The 1,520-nt window shown below is 43.6% G+C and carries 1 protein-coding gene; it reads left to right on the top strand.

Going from position 1 to position 1,520, the window contains the following annotated elements; translation table 11 throughout:
* Positions 1-80 precede the first annotated feature (80 nt).
* A partial coding sequence (locus tag FYJ45_RS29280) for a DDE-type integrase/transposase/recombinase (RefSeq protein WP_154468425.1) occupies positions 81-1,520 on the top strand: 1,440 nt, incomplete at its 3' end.

The raw sequence follows: 1,520 nt of genomic DNA, 5'->3' as shown, positions 1-1,520 counted from the left end.
CAATAAAAAGAGCATTGACCTCCCTTTTATGGTATAATGTCACTCGCCAAAACAACCTTATACGAAAGGAGCCAATGCTCATGGACATTATACTTTATTTACTTACCTTCGTTCAATACCAACAGCGGATTATCCGCTATCTTTTTTCGTTTATCTGCAGATTCATTCCTCTCCGGCAGTGGGCTTTTGATGATTCCCACTCCCCAAAGTATCAGAAATTCAAAACTGACGAACTTCCTCTCATCACAGATTTCCGTCAGGACTGGACTTATAAGGAACTGATCCCTTACTTTGAGAAACGCTATGGTAAGAAAATCCGCCCCATCAGCCGCAGATCTGAGTGTGACATCCCAGAAGAATGTTGTTGTCCTCGCTGTGGTGCCCCGAAACCCTTTCTGTACAAAAACAATGGCTCTAAAGGGCAGGTACTCTGCAAGGTCTGTAATGCCAGATTTTCTCCAGAAGAAAGCCGTTTTTCCTCAGTGAAGCTCCGATGTCCGCACTGTGGAAATACCCTCGTTCCCAAAAAGAATCGGAAACACTTTGTCATACATAAATGCGTGAATCCCAAGTGCCCTTACTATCTTCATAATCTTCGTAAAGTTGATAAAAAGGATCTAAATGAGGACTATGGCAAGAATAAGTACAAACTCCACTACATCTACCGAGAATTCACGATAGATTTTTTTCGCATGGATTTAAACGCCCTGCCAAAGAACGCCTCTTCCCTGAAGTTCAGCAAATTTGATTCCAACACAATGGCACTGTGCCTGACTCTCCATATAAATCTTGGGTTATCTCTCAGGAAAACTTCCCAGGCCTTAAAGGATTTGTACAATATCTCCATTTCACACCAGCAGATAGCTAATTACTGCAAAACTGCAGCCATCTGCGTCAAACCTTTTGTCGATAACTACGATTACAGCTCCGGCAATGTCTTCACTGCTGATGAAACCTATATCAAAATCCGTGGTATCAAGGCTTACATCTGGTTCATCATGGATGCTGCCAAACGCTCCATTATCGGCTATCAGGTATCTGACAACCGGGGAGTTGGCCCCTGTATCCTAGCCATGAGAATGGCTTTCCGTCACTTAACGGAGCTTCCAAAGGACTTCCGTTTTATTGCTGACGGCTATAGTGCCTACCCTCTCGCAGCCCAGCAGTTTTTCCATGAATTTGGTGAAAAATTCAAGTTTGAGATTACTCAGGTAATTGGGCTTACCAACGACGACGAAGTATCAAAAGAATTCCGTCCGTTCAAACAGATGATTGAACGGTTGAATCGTACATACAAGGCTTCTTACAGGCCTACGAACGGTTTTGATAACATCAACGGTGCCAACTATGACCTTGCTCTCTGGGTTGCCTATTATAACTTTCTCCGGCCACATAAACATACCGGATATAAAGTATTGAATGAGGTTGAGATGCTGAAAGGTGCCGACAACATGCCGGGCAAGTGGCAGCTCCTTATCTTTCTCGGACAACAAACGATCCTGAACCTTCAAAATCAGGCA

Source organism: Eisenbergiella porci, assembly GCF_009696275.1.
In the GTDB taxonomy this organism is placed as follows: Bacteria; Bacillota; Clostridia; order Lachnospirales; family Lachnospiraceae; genus Eisenbergiella; species Eisenbergiella porci.
This window is presented reverse-complemented; position numbering and strand designations above follow the sequence as displayed.